This window comes from Streptomyces sp. NPDC002845, from assembly GCF_053591955.1.
The window spans coordinates 37,690-61,902 of record NZ_JBSFUU010000016.1; the positions used below are offsets into that span (position 1 = coordinate 37,690).

15 protein-coding genes and 2 pseudogenes are annotated in these 24,213 nt (G+C 72.4%); 6 read left to right on the top strand and 11 right to left on the bottom strand.

Features of this window, described 5'->3' with window-relative positions:
• Positions 1 to 70: 70 nt before the first annotated feature.
• Positions 71 to 4,687, top strand: a pseudogene (locus ACWD3C_RS14155) (type I polyketide synthase); the annotation flags it as partial.
• A gap of 180 nt (positions 4,688 to 4,867) precedes the next feature.
• Here ACWD3C_RS14155 and ACWD3C_RS14160 read toward each other — a convergent pair.
• Together ACWD3C_RS14160 and ACWD3C_RS14165 are read right to left on the bottom strand one after the other, a co-directional pair.
• Positions 4,868 to 6,613 (bottom strand): annotated as a pseudogene (locus ACWD3C_RS14160) (acyltransferase domain-containing protein); the annotation flags it as partial.
• The gene (locus ACWD3C_RS14165; RefSeq protein WP_451143543.1) at positions 6,508 to 8,550 is read right to left on the bottom strand and encodes a beta-ketoacyl synthase N-terminal-like domain-containing protein; all 2,043 of its coding nucleotides are present in this window, start codon (positions 8,548 to 8,550) and stop codon (positions 6,508 to 6,510) included. The pseudogene ACWD3C_RS14160 and the gene ACWD3C_RS14165, both read right to left, overlap by 106 nt.
• Between ACWD3C_RS14165 and ACWD3C_RS14170 the strand changes: the two genes are divergently transcribed.
• Positions 8,515 to 8,961 carry an FAD-dependent oxidoreductase gene (locus ACWD3C_RS14170; RefSeq protein WP_451143545.1) on the top strand — a complete coding sequence of 149 codons (447 nt, stop codon included), beginning with the start codon at positions 8,515 to 8,517 and terminating at the stop codon, positions 8,959 to 8,961. The two genes, ACWD3C_RS14165 and ACWD3C_RS14170, sit on opposite strands and share 36 nt — an antisense overlap.
• 49 nt (positions 8,962 to 9,010) lie before the next feature.
• Here ACWD3C_RS14170 and ACWD3C_RS14175 read toward each other — a convergent pair whose 3' ends face one another.
• Positions 9,011 to 9,853, bottom strand: a complete 843-nt coding sequence (locus ACWD3C_RS14175; protein ID WP_451143547.1) for an SDR family NAD(P)-dependent oxidoreductase — start codon at positions 9,851 to 9,853, stop codon at positions 9,011 to 9,013.
• Between the two features lie 152 nt (positions 9,854 to 10,005).
• On the opposite strand from ACWD3C_RS14175, the gene ACWD3C_RS14180 reads away from it, so the two are divergent.
• Positions 10,006 to 10,590, top strand: a complete 585-nt coding sequence (locus tag ACWD3C_RS14180; RefSeq protein WP_451143549.1) for a TetR/AcrR family transcriptional regulator — start codon at positions 10,006 to 10,008, stop codon at positions 10,588 to 10,590.
• Between the two features lie 599 nt (positions 10,591 to 11,189).
• Here the strand turns inward: ACWD3C_RS14180 and ACWD3C_RS14185 are convergent.
• On the bottom strand, positions 11,190 to 13,349 hold the full coding sequence (locus ACWD3C_RS14185; RefSeq protein ID WP_451143551.1) for a RecQ family ATP-dependent DNA helicase: 2,160 nt from the start codon (positions 13,347 to 13,349) through the stop codon (positions 11,190 to 11,192).
• A gap of 488 nt (positions 13,350 to 13,837) precedes the next feature.
• Here ACWD3C_RS14185 and ACWD3C_RS14190 point away from each other — a divergent pair, with 488 nt between their 5' ends.
• Entirely contained in the window at positions 13,838 to 14,473 is a 636-nt protein-coding gene (locus ACWD3C_RS14190; protein ID WP_451143553.1) for a hypothetical protein, read from the top strand.
• 384 nt (positions 14,474 to 14,857) lie between these two features.
• Here the strand turns inward: ACWD3C_RS14190 and ACWD3C_RS14195 are convergent, their stop codons facing one another.
• From ACWD3C_RS14195 to ACWD3C_RS14205, 3 genes are all read right to left on the bottom strand, one after another.
• Complete coding sequence (locus ACWD3C_RS14195) at positions 14,858 to 15,472, bottom strand: hypothetical protein (RefSeq protein ID WP_451143555.1); 615 nt, start codon at positions 15,470 to 15,472, stop codon at positions 14,858 to 14,860.
• A gap of 68 nt (positions 15,473 to 15,540) precedes the next feature.
• Entirely contained in the window at positions 15,541 to 16,242 is a 702-nt protein-coding gene (locus tag ACWD3C_RS14200) for a ribonuclease HII (RefSeq protein WP_451143557.1), read from the bottom strand.
• Between the two features lie 196 nt (positions 16,243 to 16,438).
• Positions 16,439 to 17,062: a TetR/AcrR family transcriptional regulator gene (locus ACWD3C_RS14205; RefSeq protein WP_451143684.1), complete on the bottom strand. Its 624-nt coding sequence runs from the start codon at positions 17,060 to 17,062 to the stop codon at positions 16,439 to 16,441.
• A gap of 173 nt (positions 17,063 to 17,235) precedes the next feature.
• Between ACWD3C_RS14205 and ACWD3C_RS14210 the strand changes: the two genes are divergently transcribed.
• Positions 17,236 to 18,783, top strand: a complete 1,548-nt coding sequence (locus tag ACWD3C_RS14210; RefSeq protein ID WP_451143559.1) for an MFS transporter — start codon at positions 17,236 to 17,238, stop codon at positions 18,781 to 18,783.
• A 466-nt stretch (positions 18,784 to 19,249) separates the two neighbouring features.
• On the opposite strand, the gene ACWD3C_RS14215 is transcribed toward ACWD3C_RS14210, so the two are convergent.
• The 4 genes from ACWD3C_RS14215 to ACWD3C_RS14230 all read right to left on the bottom strand — a co-directional run bounded on the left by ACWD3C_RS14215 (position 19,250) and on the right by ACWD3C_RS14230 (position 23,495).
• Entirely contained in the window at positions 19,250 to 20,932 is a 1,683-nt protein-coding gene (locus ACWD3C_RS14215; RefSeq protein ID WP_451143561.1) for a DUF4153 domain-containing protein, read from the bottom strand.
• Positions 20,933 to 21,138: 206 nt separating this feature from the next.
• A complete protein-coding gene (locus tag ACWD3C_RS14220; RefSeq protein WP_451143563.1) occupies positions 21,139 to 22,044 on the bottom strand; it encodes an ADP-ribosylglycohydrolase family protein in 906 nt (301 codons plus the stop codon).
• A gap of 12 nt (positions 22,045 to 22,056) precedes the next feature.
• Entirely contained in the window at positions 22,057 to 22,716 is a 660-nt protein-coding gene (locus ACWD3C_RS14225) for a histidine phosphatase family protein (RefSeq protein ID WP_451143565.1), read from the bottom strand.
• Between the two features lie 173 nt (positions 22,717 to 22,889).
• Positions 22,890 to 23,495, bottom strand: a complete 606-nt coding sequence (locus tag ACWD3C_RS14230; RefSeq protein WP_451143567.1) for a YdbC family protein — start codon at positions 23,493 to 23,495, stop codon at positions 22,890 to 22,892.
• A 152-nt stretch (positions 23,496 to 23,647) separates the two neighbouring features.
• Here ACWD3C_RS14230 and ACWD3C_RS14235 point away from each other — a divergent pair, with 152 nt between their 5' ends.
• Positions 23,648 to 24,181 (top strand): TerD family protein, encoded by a 534-nt coding sequence (locus tag ACWD3C_RS14235; protein ID WP_451143569.1) that lies wholly within the window; start codon positions 23,648 to 23,650, stop codon positions 24,179 to 24,181.
• Positions 24,182 to 24,213: the final 32 nt, after the last annotated feature.

Consider the following 24,213-nt stretch of genomic DNA (forward strand, 5'->3'; position numbering starts at 1 on the left):
CGACTCCCTCGACCTCCCTTCCCCTTCCCGTCGTCCGCCGCGGACGACGCCGACCGTGAGCGGTGACCCCATGAGTGAGCTGTCCCACCTCCCGTCGAGCCCCGAGGACCCGATCGCGGTCGTGGGCATCGGCTGCCGCTTCCCCGGTGGCGCCGATTCGCCGCAGGCGCTGTGGGAGTTGCTGATGGACGCGGTGGACGCGTCCGGTCCGATACCCGAGGAGCGGTGGGCGCCGCAGCGGGCGCAGTCGCGCGAGAACGCGGCCGTGCTGTCCCGCGTGACGGCGAACGGCGCGTTCCTCGACGACATCTCCGGCTTCGACGCGTCGTTCTTCGGCATCTCGGCCACCGAGGCCCGCCAGCTCGACCCGCAGCAGCGGATCGCGCTGGAGGTCGCGTGGGAGGCACTGGAGCACGCGGGCATCCCGGCCTCCGACCTCGCGGGCACCGACGCGGGCGTGTTCATCGGCGTCGGAACCGACGACTACGGACGACGGCTGCTGGAGGACCTGCCCGGCGTGGAGGCCTGGACCGGCATCGGCTCCTCGCTGTGCGGCGTGCCCAACCGCATCTCGTACACCCTCGACCTGCGCGGCCCGTCCCTCGCCGTCGACACCGCGTGCTCCTCCTCGCTCGTGGCCGTGCACCAGGCGTGCGCGAGCCTGCGCGGCGGCGAGGTACCGGTCGCCCTCGCGGGCGGTGTCATGCTGATGGCGGGCCCGGGCCTGACCACGGTGCTCGACCTCGCGGGCGCCATCTCGCCGGACGGCCGCTCCAAGGCCATCGACGAGGCCGCCGACGGCTATGGCCGCGGCGAGGGCTGCGGCATCGTCGTACTCAAGCGCCTCGCCGACGCCCGCCGCGACGGCGACCGGATCATCGCGCTGATCCGCGGTACCGCCGTCCACCAGGACGGCCGCACAGACGGCATCATGACGCCCAGCGCCACCGCCCAGGCGCACCTGATGCGCAAGGAGTACGAGGCGGCCGGCGTCGCCCCGCACGAGGTCGACTACGTGGAGGCGCACGGCACCGGCACCAGGGTCGGCGACCCCATCGAGGCGTCCGCGCTCGCCGAGGTCGTGGGGGCCCGGGCGGAGGGCGGCGGGCCGTGTCTCATCGGCTCCGTGAAGACCAACATCGGCCACTGCGAGGCCGCGGCGGGCATCGCCGGGCTCATCAAGACGGCGCTCGCCACGGAGCACGGCGTCATCCCGCCCACCCTGTCCGTGGCCGGGCCGCGCCGGGACATCCCCTGGGCGGCCTCGGGCCTGAGCCTGGTCACCGAGCCGACGCCGTGGCCCGGGACCGGCCGTCCGCGGCTGGCGGGCGTGGCCAGCTACGGATACGGCGGCACGATCGCGCACGCCGTCCTGGAGCAGGCCCCACAGGCCGTCGAGCCCGTCGGGGCTGTCGAGGAGCCCGGCGCCGGCGAGGCCGGGGAGAACCGCTGCGGCGAGGCCGCGGAGACTGCCCGGCCCGCCCTGTACCCGGTGTCGTCGGCGACCGTGCCGGGCCTCGCCGCGCAGGCCGCCCGCCTGGCCGGGGCGCTCGACGCGCAGGAACTCGCCGATGTCGGCCACACGCTCGCCCACCGCAGGGCGCACCTCGCCGCCCGCGCGGTCGTCCTCGCCGCCGGCCGGGACGAACTCGCCGAGGGGCTGCGCGCGTTGGCCGAGGGCCGGCCGGACCCCGCCGTCGTGACCGGCGAGCCCGCGGGCCGGCCGCGGAACCCGGTGTGGGTGTTCTCCGGCCACGGCGCCCAGTGGGTGGGCATGGGCCGGGAACTGCTCGCCGAGGAGCCGGTGTTCGCCGCGGCCGTCGACCGGCTCGGTCCCATCTACGCCGAGGAACTCGGCATCACCCCGCGCGAGGTGCTCACCGGCGACGACCTGGATTCGGTGGACGTCATCCAGTCGATGCTGTTCGCCATGCAGATCGGCCTCGCCGAGGTGTGGCGCCGTCACGGCCTGGCACCGGGCGCGGTCATCGGGCACTCCGTGGGCGAGATCGCCGCGGCGGTCACCGCCGGCGTGCTGACCGAGGAGGACGGCGCCCGGCTCATCTGCCGCCGCTCCGCCCTGCTGCGCAAGGTCGCCGGCAAGGGCGCCATGATCATGGTGGACCGGCCCTTCGACGAGGTGCGCGACCGCATCGGCGTCGCGCGGGACGACCTGTGCGCGGCCATCGCCGCCGCCCCTTCCTCCACCGTCGTCGCGGGCGACATCGCGGCCGTCGACGAGGCCGCCGAGCGGTGGGCCGGTATCCGCTGGACGATCCGCCGGGTCGACTCCGACGTCGCCTTCCACAGCACTCACATGGACGAGATCAGCGGCGACCTCGCCCTCGCCCTCGCCGACCTGGAGCCCCGCCCGGCCCGGGTGCCGCTCTACCTGACCGCGGTCGACGACCCGCGCAGCGGCCGACGGCAGGACGCGCACTACTGGGCCGGCAACCTGCGCAACCCCGTCCGCTTCCACCAGGCGGTGCAGGCGGCGATCGAGGACGGGCACCGGGTGTTCCTGGAGGTCTCCGCGCACCCGGTGGTCAGCCACTCGATCACCGAGACCCTGGCCGGAGCCGGGGACGCGCTGGTCGTGCCCAGCCTGCGCCGCAACCGGCCCGAGAAGGCCACGCTGCTGACCTCGCTGGCCGCGCTGCACTGCCGGGGCGTGACGGTCGACTGGTCGGTCCTGCAGCCCGCCGGCCGCCGCACCGATCTGCCGACCACCGCCTGGCAGCACGAGCGGCACTGGGTCGACGCGCGCGGCGGCACCGAGCCGCCGGCCGACACGCTGCTCGGCGCCGAGACCACGGTGCACGGTTCGCGCACCCGGGTCTGGCAGACCACGCTCGACCTGCGCACCCGGCCGTATCCGAGGCGGCATCCCGTTCTCGGCACCGAGATCGTCCCGGCCGCCGTCCTCGTCAACACCTTCCTTACCGCGGGCCGTACGGATGTCCTGACCGACGTACAGCTGCGACAGCCGGTGGTCGTCCCGCAGCAGGAGACGCGCGAGGTGCAGATCGTGTGCGACGAGGGCGGGCTGCGCCTGGTCTCGCGGCGGCTCGGCGCGCCCGACGCGGCGTGGGCGACGCACACGCTCGCCACGGTCGGGGAGGCCGCCGAGCCCACCGCCCCGGTAGTCGTCACGGACGCGTCCGAGGCGCTCGACCCCGGGTACGTCGTCGAGCGGCTCGCGGAACTCGGCGTCGCAGACATGGGGTATCCGTGGACGATCGAGGAACTCCGGTGCGGCGAGGGCACGTTGACGGCCGTCGCGAGCGCGGACCTGGACCGCAGCTGGGCGGCGATCCTGGACGCCGCGCTGTCCATGGCGTCGGTGATCTTCCCCGGCCCCGGGGTACTGCGGATGCCTGCGCACATCGACCGGGTCACCCGAAGCGGCCCGCCACCTCGCCGAGCCGTCCTCTCGGTCCGGCTCGACGAGGACCGGCCGACCACCGTGCACGTCGATGTCCGCGGAGTGGCGGACAGCGTGGGCGGCACTGGCGGCTCGGACGGCACAGACAGCACCGGCGGCACCGGCGGCACGGGCGGCTCGGACGGCACGGGCGGCACCGGCAGCACCGGCAGCACCGGCAGCACCGGCAGCACGGACGGCACCGGCAGCACCGGCAGCACCGGCAGCACGGACGGCACCGGCAGCACCGGCAGCACCGGCAGCACCGGCAGCACCGGCAGCACCGGCAGCACCGGCAGCACCGGCGGCACGGACGGCACGGACGGCACCGGCAGCACGGGCGGCACGGAGTCGGTGTTGACGCTGCGCGGGCTGCACTACGGCGAGCTCGACGGCGAGCTGTCCGGTGAGGAGCAGAGCGCCGGCGGCCGGTTCGAGGTGGCCTGGCGGCCGTTCCCGGTGGACGGCGCGGCGCAGGCCGGCCTGGTGGGCCGTACCGTCCTGGTGCTGGGCCCGACCGAGCTGGCGCGGGCGCTGGTACCGGAGGCCGCCGTGCACGGAGCCACGGTGAGCGTCGACCCGGCCGGGCTCGCCGACGCCGACCACGTGTTGTTCTCGCCCGGCGTCGCCGAACCTGCCGACGTCGCCGTGGAGTTCGCCCGCCTGGTGGCCGAGATCGCCGCGCTGCCGGACCGCAAGCCGCTGCTGTGGTGCCTGACCCGAGGAGTGCGCGACGCGGCGGAGGCCGGGGACCTCGGCGGGGCCCCGCTGTGGGGCATGGGCCGGGTCACGGCGAGCGAGCACCCCGAGTTCTGGGGCGGCGTCGTCGACCTGCCCCTGGGGCCGGCGGAGGAGCTGCCCGCGCGACCGCTGTTCCACCTGCTGCACCTGCGGCCCGCCGAGCCGGTGCTCGCCGTGGCCGACGGCGAGGTGCACGCTCCGCGGCTCTTACCGGCCGAAGCCGCCCCGGACGGCGAGCAGTTCACCTGCCGTCCGGACAGCACGTACCTCGTCACCGGCGGACTCGGCGTGCTCGGTCTGGAGCTGGCCGGTCACCTCGCCGCGCGCGGCGCCCGCCGGATCGTGCTGCTCGGCCGTACGCCGGTGCCGCCGCGTGCCCAGTGGTCCGACGGCGATCCGCGTGTCGAGGCGCTGCGGCGCCTGGAGGCGGCCGGGGTCACCGTCCGCACTGTGGCCGCCGACATCACGGACGCGGAGACGGTGCGGGCGGCGCTCGACGCGCTCGACCTGCCGCCGGTGCGGGGCGTCGTGCACGCCGCGGGCACGGTGCACAGCGCCTTGATGCACCGCCTCCACTCCCGCCGCATCAACGGCAGGAACAACAGCAGCAGACACAGGAGCAGCAGGAGCAGCCGACGCCATGAAGTCGACGATGTGACGCAACGTACGCAACTCCGCCAACTCCTCCGGACCCGCCGCAACACCACCACCGAACCGCTCCTGCATCACCCCCATAACCTCAACCCGCTTGATCGAATCGATCCCCAGATCCGCCTCAATGTCCAGATCCAGATCCAGCATCTCCGCCGGATAACCCGTCTTCTCCCCCACCACCTCCAACAGCACCGCCTCGACGCCGGACGCGTCCGGGCCGGTCGGCTCAGCGGCGGGAAGCGGGTCGGCGACGCTCACCGCGGAGGCGGCGAGGACCGGGGCGGGAGCGGGTGTGGGGGCGAGGGCCGGTGCGGGAGCCGGGGCCAGTGCGGCCGGGGTCGGAGGCGCCGGGGCGGTGGCCGCCGGAGCCGGGAGCGCGGGCTGCGGGGTCGGCTGGAGTGGGGTCGGCACCGTCGCGGTGGTGGTGGAGCGGGTCGGTGCCGGAGCAGCCGAACCCAGTTCCAGGGCAGCCAGGTCGCACAGGATCTCGTTGGCCCGCAGGTGGCTGCGCCCGATGTCCAGGCCGTGTTCCTTCACGGCGTTGACTCCGGCGAGCACCTGACCGATTCGGCCCTGCTCGGCGGCGCGCTCCAGCAGACCGGTGAGGCGCTCGGCGATCTGCAGCTGGCTGTTCAGGTAGTCGTCGTGCAGGGCGAGGTGGTCGGCCACCAGACCGGCCAGGCGGTCACTGTCCACGTGAGTTGTCTCCATGGCGGTGGGAACGGGGGCGGGAGAAGGGGAAGGAGAAGGAGCGGGCGGCACGGACGCGACCGCTGTGCCGCCCGCGCCGGGCGCGTGCTCGGCGGAGGCGGCCGGAGCGAGCGGGGCGACCGGAGCGAAGGGGGCCGGCGGCGCCGGTCGCACGGCCGGAACCGGACCGGAACCGTTCGCCGACGGACGAGCGGTGGACGCGGCGGCCGGCGCGGCCGGGCTCGGGGCCGCGGAGGCTCCCCCGCCCGCGCCGCCGAACGCGGGTCCGGCCGTACCGTCGGACGAGTGTCCGGCCGTACTCCCGGCCGTCGCACCCGGCGCCGTCGGCACCGCGATCCGATAGCCGTTCTCGATCGCGTCCCGGTAGGCGGCCCGTCGTTCGGGCGAGACGTAGTTGATGCCGTTCAGCAGGATCGACATGCCCTTGGTGGGCTCGTCCGCGACCGGCGGGGCGACGTAACGGTCGGCGGTGGCGAGCGGAAGGCCCAGGGCGGCGAGCTGGGCGACGCCCTGCTTCAGGGCGGCGTCCGCGTCCTTTCCGGGCCCGGCGTCCAGGGCGAGGACCGTGTGCTCGCGGTCGCCGAGGACGCGGCGGACGAGCTGGGTGAGCACCGGCTTGGGCCCGAACTCGACGAACACCCGGTACCCGGCGGCGTACATCTCCTCCACGCGGGTGGCGAAGTCCACCGGGTTGATGAGCTGTTCGGCGAGGACGGTGCGGTTGGCGACGATGTCGTCGCCGTAGGCCGCGCCGCGGGTGTTGGCGAAGACGGTGCCGTTCGGCCGCCCCACCTCGACCCGCTCGACGTCGGCGCGGAACGCCTCCACGGCATGGCCGACGTACGGGGTGTGGAACGCGGCCGACACGGGCAGCCGACTCGCCCGCAGTCCGGCCTGCGTGGCCCGCTCCACCAGGCAGTCGACCGCCTCGGTGGCGCCGCCGACCACGATCTGGTCGGGGGCGTTGCGGTTGCAGATCACCAAGTCCTTGTCCACGGCGAGGAGTTCGGCCACGCGTTCCTCGGGGGCGAAGACTGCGGCCATCGCGCCGGCGTCGAACCCGGACTCGCGCGGCGGGGCCATCGCCCTGCCGCGGCGCGGGCCAGCGCGAAGTACGCCTCGTCGTCGAGAGCGCCGGCGGCCCACAGGGCGGTCAGCTCGCCGAAGCTGTGGCCGAGAAACCCCTCGGCGGTGAAGCCGAGTTCGGTCAGGTAGCGGAACTGCCCCGCCGACAGCGCGCCGATGGCGGGCTGGGCGTAGGCGGTGGCGCGCAGCGCGGTCTCCTGTTCGGCCCGCGCGGCGTCGCTGAACGCGGGCGGCGGGAAGGCGACCCGCGACAACGGCTCGGCGCCCTGGAAGTGCCGGTTGGCGGCGTCGAAGGCGGCCCGCAGCGGCGGCAGCGCCATGACGGCGGCCCGGCCGAGGTTGACGTACTGGCTGCCCTGCCCGGCGAACAGCGCGGCGACCTTGCCGAGTCGGGCGGCGCGGCGGCGGAAGTGGACGCCCTTGGGATGCGACCAGGCCTCCGCGTCGGGCCGGGCGCGCAGCTCGCCGAGCGCGAGCTCGCGCAGGGCGGCCAGCTCCTCGTCGGTGCGGGCGACGAACGCGATGCGTGCGTGGCCCTCGGGGGCGGGGCCGCCGGTCGCGGGTGCGCCGGAGGCGAGGTCCTCGGTCAGCGCGGCGGTGTCGGGCGCGTGCCAGAGGTACACCGTGGCCACGGGGTGCGTCACGCCTACGTCGTCGCCATCGCCGTGCTCCTCCAGCACCATGTGGAAGTTGGTGCCGCCGAAGCCGAACGAGGAGATGGCCGCACGGCGCTTGGGGCGCTCCGGGGTGCGGATCCAGGGCCGGGCCTCGGTGTTGACGTAGAACGGGCCCGAGGCGAAGTCGATGGTGGGGTTGGGCTCGTCGACGTTGATGGTGGGCGGCAGCACCTTGTGGTGCAGCGCGAGCGCCAGCTTGATCATGCCGGCCGCGCCCGCCGCCGCCTTGGTGTGCCCGATCTGCGACTTGACGCTGCCGACGGCCGCGCACCGGGTGCTGTCGGCCGTCTCGGAGAGCACCGCGGACAGGGCGCTGAGCTCGGTCGCGTCGCCGACGGCGGTGCCGGTGCCGTGCGCCTCGAAGAGCTCGATGCTCGCGGGCGAGCAGTCGGCGTCCTCGTACGCGCGGCGCAGGGCGACCATCTGGCCCTCCTTGCGCGGGGCGTAGATGGACTTGAAGCGGCCGTCGCTGGAGGTTCCGATGCCGCGCAGGACCGCGTAGACACGGTTGCCGTCGCGCTCGGCGTCGGACAGGCGGCGCAGGGCGAGCATGCCGATGCCCTCGCCGATCAGCGTGCCGTCGGCGTCCTTGTCGAACGGGCGGATTCGGCCGGACTTGGACAGCGCGGGCGTCTTGCTGAAGCACAGGTACATGAAGATGGTGTTCTCGGCGTCGCAGCCACCCACCAGCATGGTGTCGGCGCGGCGCTCCAGCAGCTCGCTGGCGGCGGTGCGCACGGCACCGAGCGAGCTGGCGCAGGCGGCGTCGATCGTCATGTTGATGCCGCCGAGGTCGAACCGGTTGGCGATGCGGCCGGCGACCACGTTGCCGAGCATGCCGGGGAAGGAGTTCTCCTCCCACGGGGCGTACGCCAGGCGGAACTTGGCGACGATCTCCTCGGCGTCCCGGTCGGTCAGTCCGCAGCTTCGGACGACCTCCTTCAGGACGCCGCTCTGCAGCCGGGCGGTGAGCGGCTGCGTGAGCTGGTTGGCGCCGGTGATGCCGAGGACGACACCGGTGCGGGACTTGTCGTACCAGGGCTGTTCGGCTCCGGCGTCCTTCAGCAGGTCGCGGGCGACGACCAGGCTGAGCAGCTGGAGGACGTCCGTGACTTCGAGGGTGTTCGGCGGGAGGCCGAACTCCAGCGGGTTGAAGGGCACGTCGGGGATGAAACCGCCGCGTGTGGAGTATGTCTTGTCCGGGACGGTGGGGTCCGGGTCGTGGTGCTCGGCGACGTCCCAGTGATCGGCGGGCACGTCGAACTGGACGACGGCCGGGTGCTGTGGGGCAGCGGCCGGGAGGGCGGCTACGACGTCAAGCTCGGGCTGGAGGACCGCGGGGTCGCCGCCAAGCCGGTCGACCCCGAGGACGGCGACCGCTCGGTGACGCCCGACGACTGGCAGGACCTGGCCCACCTGCTGCCCGCCAAGGTGCCCGGCCTGGAGTCCCTGCCCGCTCGGGTCGCGGTGGGCATGCGGACCCGTACCCCGGACGGGCAGTTCGTGATCGGACTCCCCGGGGACGACGCCCGCGTGGTCGTCGCGGCCGGCGACAACGCGCACGGCTTCGCCCACGCGTCCGCCATCGGCGAGGCCCTCGCGGACCTCGTACAGGGCGAGCCGGCGAAGATGCCGCTGGACTTCCTCTCCCCCGACCGGTTCGACTGAGGTCTGCCTCACCCGAGGTGGAGGGCGGGCCGGTTCCTCCGGCGGCCGTTCAGGCCGCGGCGCCCTCGGCCGCGGGAACGGCCCGGTCGCCCTCCGGCTCCAGGGCCTTGCGGCAGATCCGCTCGCCGACCCGGGCGACCAGCGTGCGCGGGCGACGTGGCGTCAGGTGCGCCATGAGGGCGTTGCCGAGTCCCGGCGTGACGTACGCCCGGTCCCGGTCGAGGGCCTTCAGCGCGGCCCGGACGACCGGCTCGGGCATGCTGAACCGGCCGGTGACCGCGGCGTTCCGAGTGCCGATCACCTCGAAGAACCGCGTCTCGACCGGCCCCGGGCACAGCGTGGTGACGCGGATGCCGCGGCCCCGGTACTCCTGGCGCAGTGCGAGCGAGAAGTTGAGGACGAAGGTCTTGGCGGCGCTGTAGACCGTGAAGTACGGGCTGGGCTGGTACCCGGCCGTGGAGCCGATGTTGAGGACGGCGCCCGAGCCGCGCTCCAGCATGCCGGGCAGCAGGGCGTGGGGGAGGTCGACGAGTGCGACGACGTTCACCATCAGCTGGTCGTGGTCCCGCTCCGGGTCGATCTCCTCGAAGCGGCCGACAGTGCCGAAGCCGGCGTTGTTCACCAGCAGGTCGATGTGCAGACCGCGGTCGGCGAGTTCGCGGGCTATGCGGCGGCCCGCGTCGGGCTGCGCGAGATCCTGCGCCAGAACGTGCGTCTTGACGCCGTGAGCCGTGCGCAGCCGCTCCGCGACCTCCTCCAGACGGTCGCGGGAGCGGGCCACCAGGACGAGGTCGTGCCCGCGGGCGGCGAGTTGGGTGGCGAACTCGGCGCCGAGGCCGGAGGACGCGCCGGTGACAAGGGCGGTGGACGGGACGGTGGTGATCTTGTTCATGTCTGCTCCCCTTCAGCATGACAACTAACCGCAACACGAGAGTAGCTGTTATCTAATTATCTGCAACACTACTGACGCAATTAAAAGGAGAACTGCAGCTCAGGCGTATCGTCTGAGCGGGACAGTGCGATCAGGAGGATCGGGAGGCACTCATGGGACGACCGCTCCGGGCCGACGCCGAGCGCAGTGTGCGTGTGATCCTCGAAGCGGCCGAGCAGGTGCTCGCCGCCGATCCCGGGGCGTCTCTGGAGCAGATCGCCCAGGCCGCGGGTGTCGCCCGGACCACCGTGCACCGGCGGTTCGCCGGCCGGGGCGCGCTCATCGAGGCACTCGGCGCGTCCGCGATGCGACAGCTCGCCGAGGCGATCGAGGACGCGCACCCCGACACCGCGCCGCCACTGGTCGCGCTGCACCGGGCGACGGCGAACGTGCTGCGGGTCAAGAGCGCGTGGCGCTATGCGCTCGGCACCCCCTCGGCGGAGGGGCCGGCCGCGGCGGCGACCCGGTCCGGGATCGACGCGCGCTGCCTTGAACTCTTCGCCCGCGCCCAGCAGGAGGGCGTCTTCGACGCCTCGGCCGACCTCGACTGGGTCCGCCGTGTCTACTACGCCCTCATCGGCGAGGCTCTCCACCACGACATGTCCTCCGCCGAACGGGACCCGGATGCGCCGGCCGCGCTGGTGGTCGAAACGCTACTCAGGGGCACGGGCCCGCGCCCGCGTCCTGACACCGACTGACGTCAGCGTGAAATCCCGACCCCGTCGCCGTGACCTGTTGGCGCCGGACGGGGAGGAGCCGCCGCGCCGCCGCGCCGCCGCAAGAACCGGCACCACGAACATGAGGCCCTGGCCCAGTGTCACCACGGTCGGCGCCCGCCTCGCACAACTCCCGTGCGCGCATGGGCGGAACAGGCGATGAGGGCGACGCCGACGCGACCGGGAGTCCGCCGCTCGTCCGCACCGATGGTGCGGCACGAGCTGTTCGACGCCCGGTGTCGCCAAGGGCGAGACGTGCAGCCGCACCCGGCCGAACCGGCGGACAAGCGGACGTGCCCGGCTCAGAGCCTGTGTCATATCCCCGGCCGGGCGCCCGCCGCCTGGCACGCACTCCCCCACTGCCTTAAGGGCGTGGGGGGGACCCCCAGCCGCGTTGCCGAAACGCCCACGTGGCTCCTCCCCCACGCTCGAACCGGCTTCGCTCGGCTCGCGCGGGGACACCCCCATCGAGGACCTTCCGGCGCCTTGCGATCGCACGCTCCCCCACTCTCGGCTGCGCTCGAGCGGGGAGACCCCCATGACGACGTGCGCTGATCCGGCCGGAGATATGACACAGGCTCTCAGCCTGCCGCAGCGAGGACCAACGGAAGAACCTGTTCGCTGCCCGCCTTGCGGAGCAGGCGGGCGACGACCGCGAGGGTCCACCCGGAGTCGGTGCGGTCGTCCACGAGCAGGACAGGGCCCGGAGAGCGCGCCAGGGCGCCGGCCAGCTCCTCGGAGACGGTGAAGGCGCCGGACAGTGCCCTGAGGCGTTGGGCGGAGTTGCTGCGGCGTGCCGCGTGCGCGCCGCTCGGCCCGGTGTACGTCAGGGTGCCCAGGAAGGGGAGGCGGCCGATGGTCGCGATCCCCTGGGCGAGGGAACCGACCAGTTGCGGGCGGGTCAGGGACGGTACGGCGACGACTCCTACCGGCCGGGCAGCGGCATCCGGCACGTTCGGCGCCCAGCCGCCCGGTGAGCGCGCCCAGTCGGCGAGGACCGCCACCGCGGCCCGCAGGACGTCCTCGGGGACCGGACCGTCGGGCGCGTTCTCGGCCAGCAGCGGGCGCAGTCGGTTGCCCCAGCCGATGTCCGAGAGCCGTCCCAGGGCGCGCCCGGTGGAGCACTGCTCTTTGGCCGGGATACGCCCCTTGAGGTCGATGCCCAGTGCGGGCATCCCCGTCGGCCACATCCGACGCGGCTCGACCTCCACCCCCGGGCGATCCAGTTCCTTCGCCGCCCCCGTCAATGTCTCCGCCGAAACAGAGGAATCAGCCCAGGCTCCCGCGCAGTTGTCGCAACGGCCGCACGGAATCGCCCCCTCGTCGTCCAGCTGCCGGCGCAGGAACTCCATCCGACACTGCGACGTGCTCACGTAATCGCGCATGGCCTGCTGCTCGGCCGCGCGCTGCCGCGCCACCCAGGCGTACCGCTCGGAGTCGTAGACCCACTGCTCGCCGGTGGAGATCCAGCCGCCCTTCACCCGTTTGACCGCCCCGTCCACGTCGAGCACCTTGAGCATGGTCTCCAGACGGGTGCGGCGGAGGTCGACCAGGGCCTCCAGGGCCGGCACGGACAGCGGCCGTCCCGCATCGGCGAGCGCCGAGAGGGTCTGGCGGACCTGCGCCTCGGGCGGGAAGGCGGTGTCGGCGAAGTAGCGCCAGATGGCCTCGTCCTCCTTGCCCGGCAGCAGCAGCACATCGGCGTGGGCCACCCCGCGCCCCGCACGCCCCACCTGCTGGTAGTAGGCGATCGGCGAGGACGGCGAGCCGAGATGCGCCACGAATCCCAGGTCCGGCTTGTCGAAGCCCATGCCCAGCGCCGAAGTCGCGACCAGCGCCTTGACCCGGTTCTCCAGCAGGTCGACCTCGGCCTGCAGCCGGTCGGCGTTCTCCGTGCGCCCCGTGTACGAGGCCACCCGGAAGCCGCGCTGCCGCAGAAAGGCGGTGGCCTCCTCGGCCGCGGCCACCGTCAGCGTGTAGATGATCCCCGAGCCCGGCAGCTCGTCCAGGTGCTCGGCGAGCCAGGCCAGGCGGTGCGCGGCATCCGGCAGCTGCACCACACCCAGCCGCAGGCTTTCCCTCTCCAGCGCGCCGCGCAGCACCAGGGCCTCGCCGACGCCGGTGCCCAACTGCTCGGCCACATCCGCCGTCACCCGCGCGTTGGCGGTCGCGGTGGTGGCCAGCACCGGAACGCCGGGGGCCAGCTCGGCAAGCATCGCCCGCAGCCGGCGGTAGTCGGGGCGGAAGTCGTGTCCCCAGTCGGAGATGCAGTGCGCCTCGTCGACCACCAGCAGACCGGTCGTGGCCGCGAGCCTGGGCAGCATCTGCTCACGGAAATCCACCGAGTTGAGGCGTTCCGGACTTACGAGGAGAACGTCGGTCCCGCCGCGTTCGACCTCCTCGTGGATGGCGTCCCACTCCTCCGGATTGGCCGAGTTGATGGTGCGCGCCCGGATACCGGCCCGCGCCGCCGACTCGACCTGGTTGCGCATCAATGCCAGCAGTGGCGAGACGATCACCGTGGGGCCCGATCCACGCCGACGCAGCAGCGCGGTGGCAACGAAGTACACCGCCGACTTGCCCCAGCCGGTGCGCTGCACCACCAGAGCGCGCCGACGCTCCTCCACCAGAGCCGCCACCGCCTGCCACTGGTCTTCCCGCAACCGCGCCGAACCCTCCGGGGCACCGACAAGCTCAGCAAGGACGGCATCGGCTTCGGTACGGAGCTCCAGGTTGTTCATGCCCCCATGCAACCCGATTCCGAAGGCCGCCAGCCACTTCACCCAACGTGACAATCAACTCACAATCAGTGCGGCGGCGACCGGCCCGAGGGAGTCCGGCGGGCCTGTCCTGCTCATCGACGACTGGACCGAGACCGGCTGGACTCTCGCGGTGGCGGCGCGCCTGCTGCGACGGTCCGGCGCGCAGGGGGTGTTGCCTGGTCCTCGCCGTACAGGCGTGACCGGCGGATGCCGCGGCGCGGTGCCACGGGCATTGCAGGGGACCCGGGCGTCGCCGCGGAACACACTGGGCAGGGATATAACCGACGCATCATCGGATAACGGTCGGCAGCCCCGATTGCTCGTTGCCGCAACCAAGTTCGACAGGAAGAATTGAGGTCCGCTCCCCGCACGGCCCACAACCCGTGATTCGGTAGGGCTCTGCTGCGGTGTGCGCCCCCCAAGTCCGACCCCGCCCGCAGTGTGGGCGCGTAGCCGAAGGGAGGACCGTGACCTTCGGATTCGCTCCGTCCTCGGCGGCCAACATGTCGACGTCCACCGACCTGTCCGCCGCTTCCACCACCCCGCTTGCCCGGATGCTCGAACCCGCGGAGTGGGCCGACGCCGGGATTCCGCTGCTGCGCAATCCCCGGGAGGTCGTCAGCGGCCTGCACGCACGGCACCGGCCCCGGCCCTCGACGGCGGTGGTGGCCGTTCTGGATCCGGACGAACGGCTGCGGGCGAGCGCCTCGTTCACCCGGCGTCCGGCCCCGGCCGACGGCTGGATGTTCCGCAACGCGCTGCTCGCGCAGCTGCGCCGGGTCATCCCGCACGATCTGCGGCGCCGCACTCCGGTGCGCACGGCCGTGCTGCTCTACTGCCGTGAGGGCGACGCACGCTGGACGGAGGAGGACGGAGCGTGGATGTGGGGGCTGCGGGACGCCTGCACGCTGCACGGGCTGCGCTGCGGGGCGTACATCACCCTGACGCATGACGGCTGGCAGGTTCTCGGCGAGGGCCGGGGCGGACGCCGTCCCAACGCGGACTCACCCGCGGAACCCTTCGGCATGGCCGAGGCTCCGCCACCACTGCCGCGTACCGGGGGTCCTTCCTCCGACATGCTGCGCCGCGCGGCCGCTCGCTGAGCCGACGGGCCACCGCCACCGGTACGGGACGGCACTGCTGGGATGCCCGCCCCACGCGCGCGGGCGCCGTCGCCACAGCGGTACGCCGCCTGCGGACCGTACGGCTCTACGGCGCTGACGAACCCCGGCCGCGCGCGACGGCAACGCGGGCCGCGCGGCAGACCGCACAGCGACCACGTGCCGCCCCGGAAGGCCCCGTACCGGCGCACGGCTACGACCGCGCGCCGACATGACCTCCGTGCAGATGCCGCGACGGCGTCCCCTCGCCCGCTGAACGAACCACGTCGTTCCCCGGGCGAAACCACAACCGAAACCGAAGCCGGAACCGCAACCGAACCCGGAACCGGACCGGCGCGAACGTCCCCGGACGGAGCCCGGATCCGCTCAGACGCCCGCGCCCAGCACCGAGTTGATCCTCTGTGGGTCACCGCAGACGATCAGCAGCGCACCGGCCCGGGCGAGGGCCAGCGGCAGCGCCTGCGCGGCAGCGGAGTCGGGACCGCCGTTGACGGCGACCACGACCACGGGACGGGGCTTGGCACGCCCGGCGACCTCGGCGTCGGCGTAGAACACGTCGTCGCCGGCGTCGTGTTGCGCCCAGTACGCGTCCTCGCCGAAGGACAGCTCGTGCGCGGCCCACGGATGAGGATCGCCAGTGGTGATCACCAGCACCTCACCGGGAGCGCGGCCCGACTCCAGGAGCAGGTCGACGGCCTCCTCGGCGGCGTCGAGCGCGCCCTCCACCGAGGCGGGGATCAGCTGGATCTGCGGGGCGTCGGAGGCAGCCGGAGCGGGCGGCTCGGGCTTGGCCGCGGCCGGAGCGTGCGGTGTGCGTTGGGCCGGCGTCGGCCGGGGACCCGGGCGACCGGGACGCGGCGGGGCCGCGGGACGGGGGCCGGGTACGGGGCGGGGGGTCGGCGCGACGCGGCCACTGGCCGGAGTGGCGCGGGGACCCTGGGCACTCTCGTGAATCTGAGGCTCCTCGGGAATGAGAGGCATGAGTTGATGTTTATCAAACGCCGGTGCGGCACGCCTCGGCGGGTGGCACATGAGTGCGAACGGAACGGTCAGAAGTCGAAGCCGAGCTGACCCTCGATCTCCGGAACGCTTCCGTCCGCCCAGCCGCGGACCTTCTTGAGGTGCCGCCACTGGGGCAGCGCATCAAGATACGCCCACGACAAGCGGTGGTACGGGGTGGGGCCCCGCTCCTCCAGCGCGGCCTTGTGCACGGGTGACGGATACCCGGCGTTGGCCGCAAAACCGAAGTCTGCATGGTCGATACCCAATTCGGCCATCATTTTGTCGCGCTGAACCTTGGCGATCACCGAGGCCGCCGCGACCGCCACGCACGACTGGTCGCCCTTGATCACCGTACGGACCCGCCAGGGCGCTCCGAGGTAGTCGTGCTTCCCGTCGAGAATGACCGCGTCGGGCCGTATCGGCAGAGCGTCCAGGGCTCGTACGGCGGCGAGCCGCAGCGAGGCCGTCATGCCCAGGTCGTCGATCTCCTCCGGGGAGGCGTGACCGAGGGCGTACGACGTCACCCACTTCTCCAGCTCCAGGGCGAGCGCCTCGCGCTTCTTCACCGCGAGGAGCTTCGAGTCGGTGAGGCCTTCGGGCGGTCGGCGCAGTCCGGTGACCGCCGCGCAGACGGTGACGGGGCCGGCCCACGCACCGCGCCCCACCTCGTCGACACCGGCAATGATCTTCGCTCCGGTCGTGGCGCGAAGGGAGCGTTCGACGGCGTGGGTGGGTGGTTCGTACGGCATGACACCCTCAGCTTATGCCGCCCGGAACCCCATGCGACACCCGGTCCCCCCGGGCGGCCTCGCGGTCTTCTCGGGCGGAGGCCCAGCGGGCGCACAGGTATGGCTCGGGCACCTGCCGTCGCCTCCGTCAAATGCCCGCCGCCGCTTCGGTCAGGCGCCTTCTGCGGCTCCGGCCAGGTGCCCGCCGCGACTCCGGTCAGGCGCCGGTCGGCCGCAGCAGCGGAAGCATCAATTGGTCGACCATTTCCTCGATTTCCCGCTCGTTCCATTCGCTCGCGCACACCTTGGAGCGGTACATCATCATCGCCGGAATGGCGTCGAAGACATAGCTGTTGGCCGCGTCGGGCCGCACGTCCCGCCGCTCGACTCCACGTTGAATCACTTCGGCGAGCAGCTTGACGGTCGGCTCCACGACCCCTTCGAAGATCACGCCGTGGAAGCGATCGGCCTGGGCGGTGTCGCATTCGTGAATCACCGCACGCAGCGCGAAGCCGGGGCGCGAGAACATCGCCTCCCGCGCCCGCCGGCACAGTTCCAGCAGATCCTGGCGCACGTTCCCGGTGTCGGGCACCTCGTCGAGTCGCGGCAGTCCGGCCTGGAGCGCGTCCGCGACGAGGTCCTCCTTGGACGGCCAGCGGCGGTAGACCGCGGCCTTGCCGGTCTGGGCGCCCGCGGCGACGCCCTCCATGGTGAGGCCGTTCCAGCCGACCGTGCTGAGCTGCTCCAGCGCGGCATCGAGGATCGCGCGTTCGAGCACGGCGCCGCGACGGCGAGGGGATGCCGCCTGAGCGGGGGCGGCCGACCAACGCGAAGTAGCCATCTGAGTGTCTCCGTTGAGCGTGGGCAAGCGGGGATTCCGGGGAGGGGCGAGCGGTCATGTGGCGCAATACGGCAGCGACTTCAGTGAACGCTTGCGTTCACTAAGGGGGACTCACTACCGTTGACGCGACAGTGAACGCGAGCGTTCACTAACGTTCTCGTGGGGGACCCATAGTGACAACCTCTCAGTTGATTCAGGATCAAAAGCCGGGAGCGGCACGCCGGGAGGGGCGTCCCGGCATCGCGCTCACCATCATCGCGGCCTGCCAGCTCATGGTGGTCCTCGATGCGACGATTGTGAACATCGCGCTCCCGCATATTCAAGACGCGCTCCGGTTCAGCACCACCGACCTGACATGGGTGGTCAGCGCCTACACCCTGACCTTCGGCGGTCTGCTGCTCCTCGGCGGACGGGCCGGTGACATCCTCGGCCGGCGGCGGGTCTTCATGACCGGCATCCTGCTCTTCACGCTCGCCTCACTGCTGGGTGGACTCGCCCAGGAACCCTGGCAGCTGCTGGCCGCGCGGGCGCTCCAGGGCGTCGGCGGCGCGATCGCCTCGCCCACCTCGCTGGCGCTGATCACGACCACTTTCCCCGAAGGCCCGGAGCGGAACCGGGCCCTCGGAGTCTTCGCCGCGGTCTCGGCCGGTGGCGGCGCCGTCGGCCTCCTCGCGGGCGGCATGCTCACGGAGTGGCTCGACTGGCGGTGGGTGCTCTTCGTCAACGTACCCATCGGTCTGCTGATCGCCGTGGTCACGCCGATGTACATCAGCGAGTCCGAACGGCACCCGGGACGCTTCGACATCTCGGGCGCGCTCACCTCGACGGCCGGTATGGCCTCCCTGGTGTACGGCTTCATCCGCGCCTCGGAGGAGGGCTGGCGGGACAGCCTGACCATCGGTTCCTTCGGTGCCGCGGTGGTCCTGCTGCTGGCCTTCGCGTTCATCGAGACGCGGGCCAAGGAGCCGATCACGCCACTGAGGATGTTCGCCGACCGCAACCGCTCGGGCACCTACGTGATCATGCTCAGCCTGGCCGCCGCGATGTTCGGCATGTTCTTCTTCATCGTGATCTTCGTGCAGAACGTGCTGCAGTACTCCCCGATCGAGGCCGGCCTCGCGTTCCTGCCCATCACCGGAGCGATCGTCGTGGGCGCGGGTCTGTCGCAGCGGTTCCTGCCGGTCCTCGGGCCCAAGCCGTTCATGCTGGTCGGCTCGGTGCTCGTCGTGCTCGGCCTCGGCTGGCAGACGTTCGTAAACCCCGACAGCTCGTACGTCAGCGGGGTGCTCGGCCCGATGCTCCTGTTCGGCTTCGGCATGGGCCTGAATTTTGTGACGCTGACCCTGACCGCAGTCTCCGGGGTCGCCCAGCACGAGGCGGGCGCGGCGTCCGGACTGCTCAACGTCACGCAGCAGGTGGGCGGTTCGCTCGGTCTCTCCATCCTGACCACCGTCTTCGGCACGGCCAGCCGGGACGAGGCCGAGAAGCAGCTGGCGAAGTTCATGGCGGAGGGCTCGGCCGAACAGAAGGCCGAGTTCGCCCAGACCCAGCAGTTGCCGGCTCCCTGGGGCCACGAGGTGCTCGCCCAGGGCATCGCCACGGCCTTCATCCCGGCCGTCGCGATGGCCGTCATCGCCCTGACCACCGCCGCGTTGGTCATCCGGGTCCGCAAGAGCGACCTCGACGCCCTCGCCGGCACGGCGGGACCCGGCGCAGGCTGACGAGGGAACCGAGGACGGCCGGACCACGCCCGGGGGACCGACGGCGAGGGCGGGGTCCGGCCCAACCCCACCGCACGCAGCAGCCGGGCCGGGCCAGTACGGAGGCACGCACGGCACGCACGAAGGCACGGCACGCCCCGTACGGAAGCGCGCCCTGCAACCGAAGCACGACCCGCGGTACGCCCCGCGCGACGACGCGTCCCGCACGGAACCACAGCGGACCGTACGAAGACGTGTCCCGCACAGAAACACAGCAGCGGACCGTACGAAGACGCGCCCCATACATAAACAGCAGTGGGCCGTACGGAAACGCACCCCGCGCGGCGGCCCAGCGCGCCCTGCCCGGAAGCACGACCCGCGCCGCGGAGCTGCGGCACGCGCCCGGTACCGAACCGAAGCCTGGCCCCGCCCAGCCGTCCGCACCCGCACGCCTCGGCAACCACCCTCAGCGGTACGGCGACCTCTCTCAGCGGTACGCGGCCTCGTCCCCCAGCCGCGCGCAGTTCAGCACGCTCAGGTCCTTTGCCACCGGCCGCTCGTCGAGGATCCGCCGTGCCTCCGCCTCTCCCCAACTCGTCGCGTACCAGGGCCGGTCCCGCTCGCCCAGGTCGGCCGCGACGGCCCGCAGCGCGCAGGAGCGCATCGGCTCCTCCAGCCGGTCGAGAGCCGGTACGGCGTCGGCGGACAGCCCGCGGGCGTAGGCGAGGTCGAACCGGCCGGTGTCCTCGTACCGCTGAACGTTGCGCTCGGCGACCAGCCCGTCCGGGGACACGAGCCCGAACACCAGCACCCCGGCGGCCGCACTGGCCGCGACGGCACGCGGCAGCCAGCGCGCGCCCCACACACCGGCCGCCATGACGAGAACGATGACCAGGCCGAGCCACAGCTCCACGGCCAGCACCGAGATCCTCAGTCGCGTCAGTCCATAAGCCTCCACGTACATGTCCATACGTCGCACAGCGGATGCCACGACAACGAGGGCCAGCGCGCAGAGAGTTCCGAGCACGGCGCGCACGAGCCTCCTGTCACCCGATCGGGTGCGGGGCGCCCAGCGCAGGGCGAGGACGATGACGAGCAGGGTGAGCAGCGTGACCAGGAGCAGCTGCCAGAAGCCCTGCCGCGCGTACTCGGCGTACGTCTGGCCGGTCTTCTCCAGTACGGCGTCGTACCCGCCGAACAGCACGGCGAGCTGGACGGCGTTGAAGGCCGCGAAGAGCACGACGAGCACGATCAGCGGCAGCGCCCACTCGACGCGGCCCCGGGCACGCCCCTCGGGCACCTCGACCCGGTCCCACTGGACGGGCGCGGCGGCCGTGCGCGCCGCCGCGAGCGCCCCGACGAGGCCCAGCGCGAGGAGCAGGAGCCGCCAGGGCCCGTCGGACACGGAGGCGTCCGGGATCAGGGCGCCGAGCAGGTCCGCGAAGGCGGCGTCCGCCCCGGCGAACAGCGCCCCGAACACCAGTAGCAGCACCGCGGCTGCGGCGAGCGCCCGCAGCACCGGGGTCACCCGGCCACGGGCCTCGCCGGAGCGCTCGCGCACCCCTTGCCAGGCCCACATCGGGCCGATGACCACCGCGTTGAACACGCCGATCGGGCCGAGCAGTACCGCCGGCCACCGGCGACCGCCGTGCAGCGCGAGCGAGCCGACCCCCAGCGCGGCGACGACGGCGAGGAACGACGGCCACACCGCGTCGCGCAGCGCGGGGACGATCAGCAGGACCGGCCCGCCGACGCCCCAGACGAGCGTCCACGCGCGCGGACGGCGGCCTGCCGCCTGGGCGGCGAAGTACGCGGCGAGCGCGGCCGGGATCACGACGATGAGCAGGTTGACGGCCAGCCCGTCGCCGAGCAGCAGCATGCTGAGGACACCGGTGGCCAGGGCGGCCCACAGCGTCGCGGTCCGTACCGGCGCGGGTTCCGCGGCGTGCAGTTCGGTCGGCCAGAAAGCCGGGGTGTTCCGTTCGGACACCGGCTTCGGTGCGGCCCAGGGCGTCGAAGCGGTCGGCCAGGGCTTCGGAGCGGCTGGCTGGGGCTTCGGGGCGGCCGGCCGGGGTCCCGGTACGGCGTCCTCGGGCTCGTCGGCCCGCAGTGCCCGTTCTCCGGCCGTCGGTTCGCTCGGCTCGGACGTGGCTGGTGTTGTTTCTGGCACGGGCCCCCCTCCCGACCGGTCCCGCTCAGCCCCTCGTACGCAGCACACCGCTGCGGCAGACGCCCGTGAACCGGTGTCTCATCGGCGCACGCCCGGCATGGTCAACAGGCGCGTGAGCAGCCAGGCTAGGACGCGGGAGAGCACGCACAGCGGGATGAGGACACACTGTGGCATGCCTGTGACAGTCGGGTGTTCGCGGCGGCCCGCTATTTCGCGACGGGTGCCCAGCCGGGCAGTCCCTCCGTCTGCTCCACCCACGCCTCCGGGGGCGTCCCCGCCTTACCGGAGGCGACCACTCCGCCGACAATGGCGCAGGTCGTGTCCACGTCGCCGCCCACCTGGGCCGTCGTCCAGAAGGCCCGCTCGTAGTTGCCGAGGGCGCGCGCGGCCGACCAGAGCGCGAACGGCACCGTGTCGTGCGCCGTCGTACGCCGCCCGCAGCCGAGGACGGCGGCAACGGTGGCCGCGTCCCCGTAGTCGAGCATGTCCCGGGCACGGCGCAGGCCCGCGCCGACGGCGCTCTTCGGTACGAGTGCGATGACGCCGTCGAGCAGCGCCTCGGCTCTCGGCGGGCCCGCGGGATCGGCTGCCAAGGCGGCGGCCGCGGCGACGGCCATGGCGCCGACTACGGCCTCGCGGTGCTGATGCGTGGGGTAGGCCGAGATCTCCGCCTGATGTGTCGCCTGCTCCGGGTCGTTCGCGTACCAGGCCCCCAAGGGGGCGATCCGCATCGCCGCGCCGTTGCCCCACGACCCCTGTCCGTTGAAGAGCGCGGCGGCTAGCTCGCGCCAGTCGCCGCCCTCCCGGACCAGCCTCAGCAGCCGGTTGACGGCAGGCCCGTAGCCCCGGTCGAAGTCGTGGTGCTCGGCGAAGGAGCGCGCCAGCACGTCCTGGTCGATCCGGTGGTGGGCCGCCAGAACGGCCACTACGGAGCAGGCCATTTCCGTGTCGTCGGTCCATTGCCAGGGGCCGGACGGCGTCTCGCGGCGCTTGAGCAGCGGATAGTTCTCGGGCACGAAGTACTGCGAGCCCAGCGCGTCCCCCACCGCGAGTCCGCGCAGGCTGGTCAGGGCGCGGTCCAGGCGCCCGTGGGGAGAGGAGTCAGCGGTCATCGCCCTGCCACTCTAACCGGTGACTCCGTACGGTTCCGGATCACGCCAGCGTTCGAAGGGCCGGTCAAGCGTGTACTTGCCGTCGTCTCCGAGAACGAGCATCCGCATCTCCCCGTTCCCGGGATTGGACAGCGACTCGAATTCCGCGACCGTCCAGTGGAACCAGCGCATGCAGAACAGGCGCATGGCCAGTCCGTGCGTGACCAGGAGGACGTTCGAGGGGTGGTCGGGCTGCTCGAAGCTGCGGAACAGGCTCTCCAGGAAGCCGCCGACCCGGTCGTACACGTCGGCGCCGGACTCCCCCTGGGCGAAGCGGTAGAAGAAGTGCCCGTACGCGTCCCGGTACGTCTTCTGGAGGCGTACGTCCTCGCAGTCCTGCCAGTTGCCCCAGTCCTGCTCGCGGAGGCGCGGCTCCTCGCGTACGCGCACCAGCCCGGGGTCGAGGTGGAAGGCCCGGAACGTCTCGTGCGTACGGCGGTACGGGGAGACGTACACGCTGACGCGCTCCTGGCCGAACACTTCGCGCAATCGCTTGCCCGTCTCCTCTGCCTGCCGCCGGCCCCGCTCGGTGAGGGCGAGAGCGTGATCGGGCACGCGTTCGTACACGGTGTCATCAACATTGCCCGTTGATTCGCCGTGCCGGACAAGGACGATGCGCCGTGGACGTGCCATGTCAGAACCCTAGATCGAGTGACGGCCCGTCGAGCACCCGTACGGTCCTCATACGGCGTAGGTCACACAGGTCTCGCACACCACGCCGCACGATACGAGCGTCCGTTTCTTGGACCGAGTACCCCTGGGCTCCGGTTCGGCGCGTCCGGATCTCCGGCCGAGCCGTCCGGATCTCACACCGTCCAGGCCGGTTCCAGCTCCACGATGTCACCTGCGAGGGCCGCGACGTCCGCCTCGATCTGGGCACGCAGAGCGAGCCGCTCGACACGCTCGGTGCGGTACTTGCCGTGCTCGGCGGCCGACTGCCACATGGAGAGGATCATGAACTCGTGGCCCGGTGCCTCGCCGAACAGACCGCGCACCATGCCGGGCGAGCCGGCCATGGCGGGGTTCCAGACCTTCTCCTGCATCAGCGCGAAGTGCTCGGCCCGCTCCTCGTGGACACGGCAGTGCGCCACCCGCACCAGGTCGGCGTCCGTGAAACGCGGCTCGAAGCCGGTCTTCACGTCGAAGCGGTAGTCGAACAGTTTGACCTGTGCGTCCTTGAAGGTGCCCGACTGCGAGGCGGCGAGCCGGTCGTGGGAACGCGCCATGAAGGAGTCGTAGAAGGCACGGCTCTCCCAGAAGGAGAAGATGTGGACCACACCGGGCCTGCCCCGGCTCCAGCCCCCACCCTGCCCACGGAACCCCGGCTCCCCCAGAAGCCCCGCCCACTTTCGCTGCCCCCGCTCGAAACCGCGGCGGTCCACCACGGTGCAGCGAATCCACTTGACCAGCACCGCGCCATGGTAAGGCCACAGAGCGTGGCCCCGGTCACGCTCCGGCGGACAGCACCCGGGCGAGCGCCCCAGCGCGCGTGGGAGAATGGACAACTGGCCTGAGCTCCATGACAGTTCGAGCCGCAAGCCTGTGAACGGGGAGAGGAGATCTGGTGAACGGCCTCAACAAGGGCATCAGCAAGGTCGAAGTGGCGATCAAGTGGGACGACGAACCCATCGGGCAACCACCCACGGATCTCGACATCATCGCGGCGCCCTATCTGGCAGCCGAGTCACACGGAAAGCCCGCCTACGTGGTGCACCACGACAGCCGCTCCCCCGACGGCACCATCCATCTCAGCCGTGACAGCACGACCGGCCAGGGCTTCGGCTGGGACGAGATCATGATCCTGGAGCTGAACCGCCTCGACAGCCGCTACGCGCGCGTGGTGGTCGGTGTCGCCATCCAGCAGCGCACCGGCGAGAAGACCTTCGCCAACGTCCGCAATCCTGCCCTGCGCATCCGCGAGGGCTACACCGACCTGGCCGAGGACGACTTCGGCGGCGTACCGGACTCGACGGCCGCGGTCGTCGCCGAGTTCCTGCGTGACGAGTCCGGCGTGTGGTCCTTCCAGCCCGGCGTCCACGGCTACGACGCGGACCCGGCCTCCTTCATCCGCGTCATGGGCAGCCCCCGCGCGTCCTGATCCCAGGACCTCCACAACGCCGAAGGGCGGCA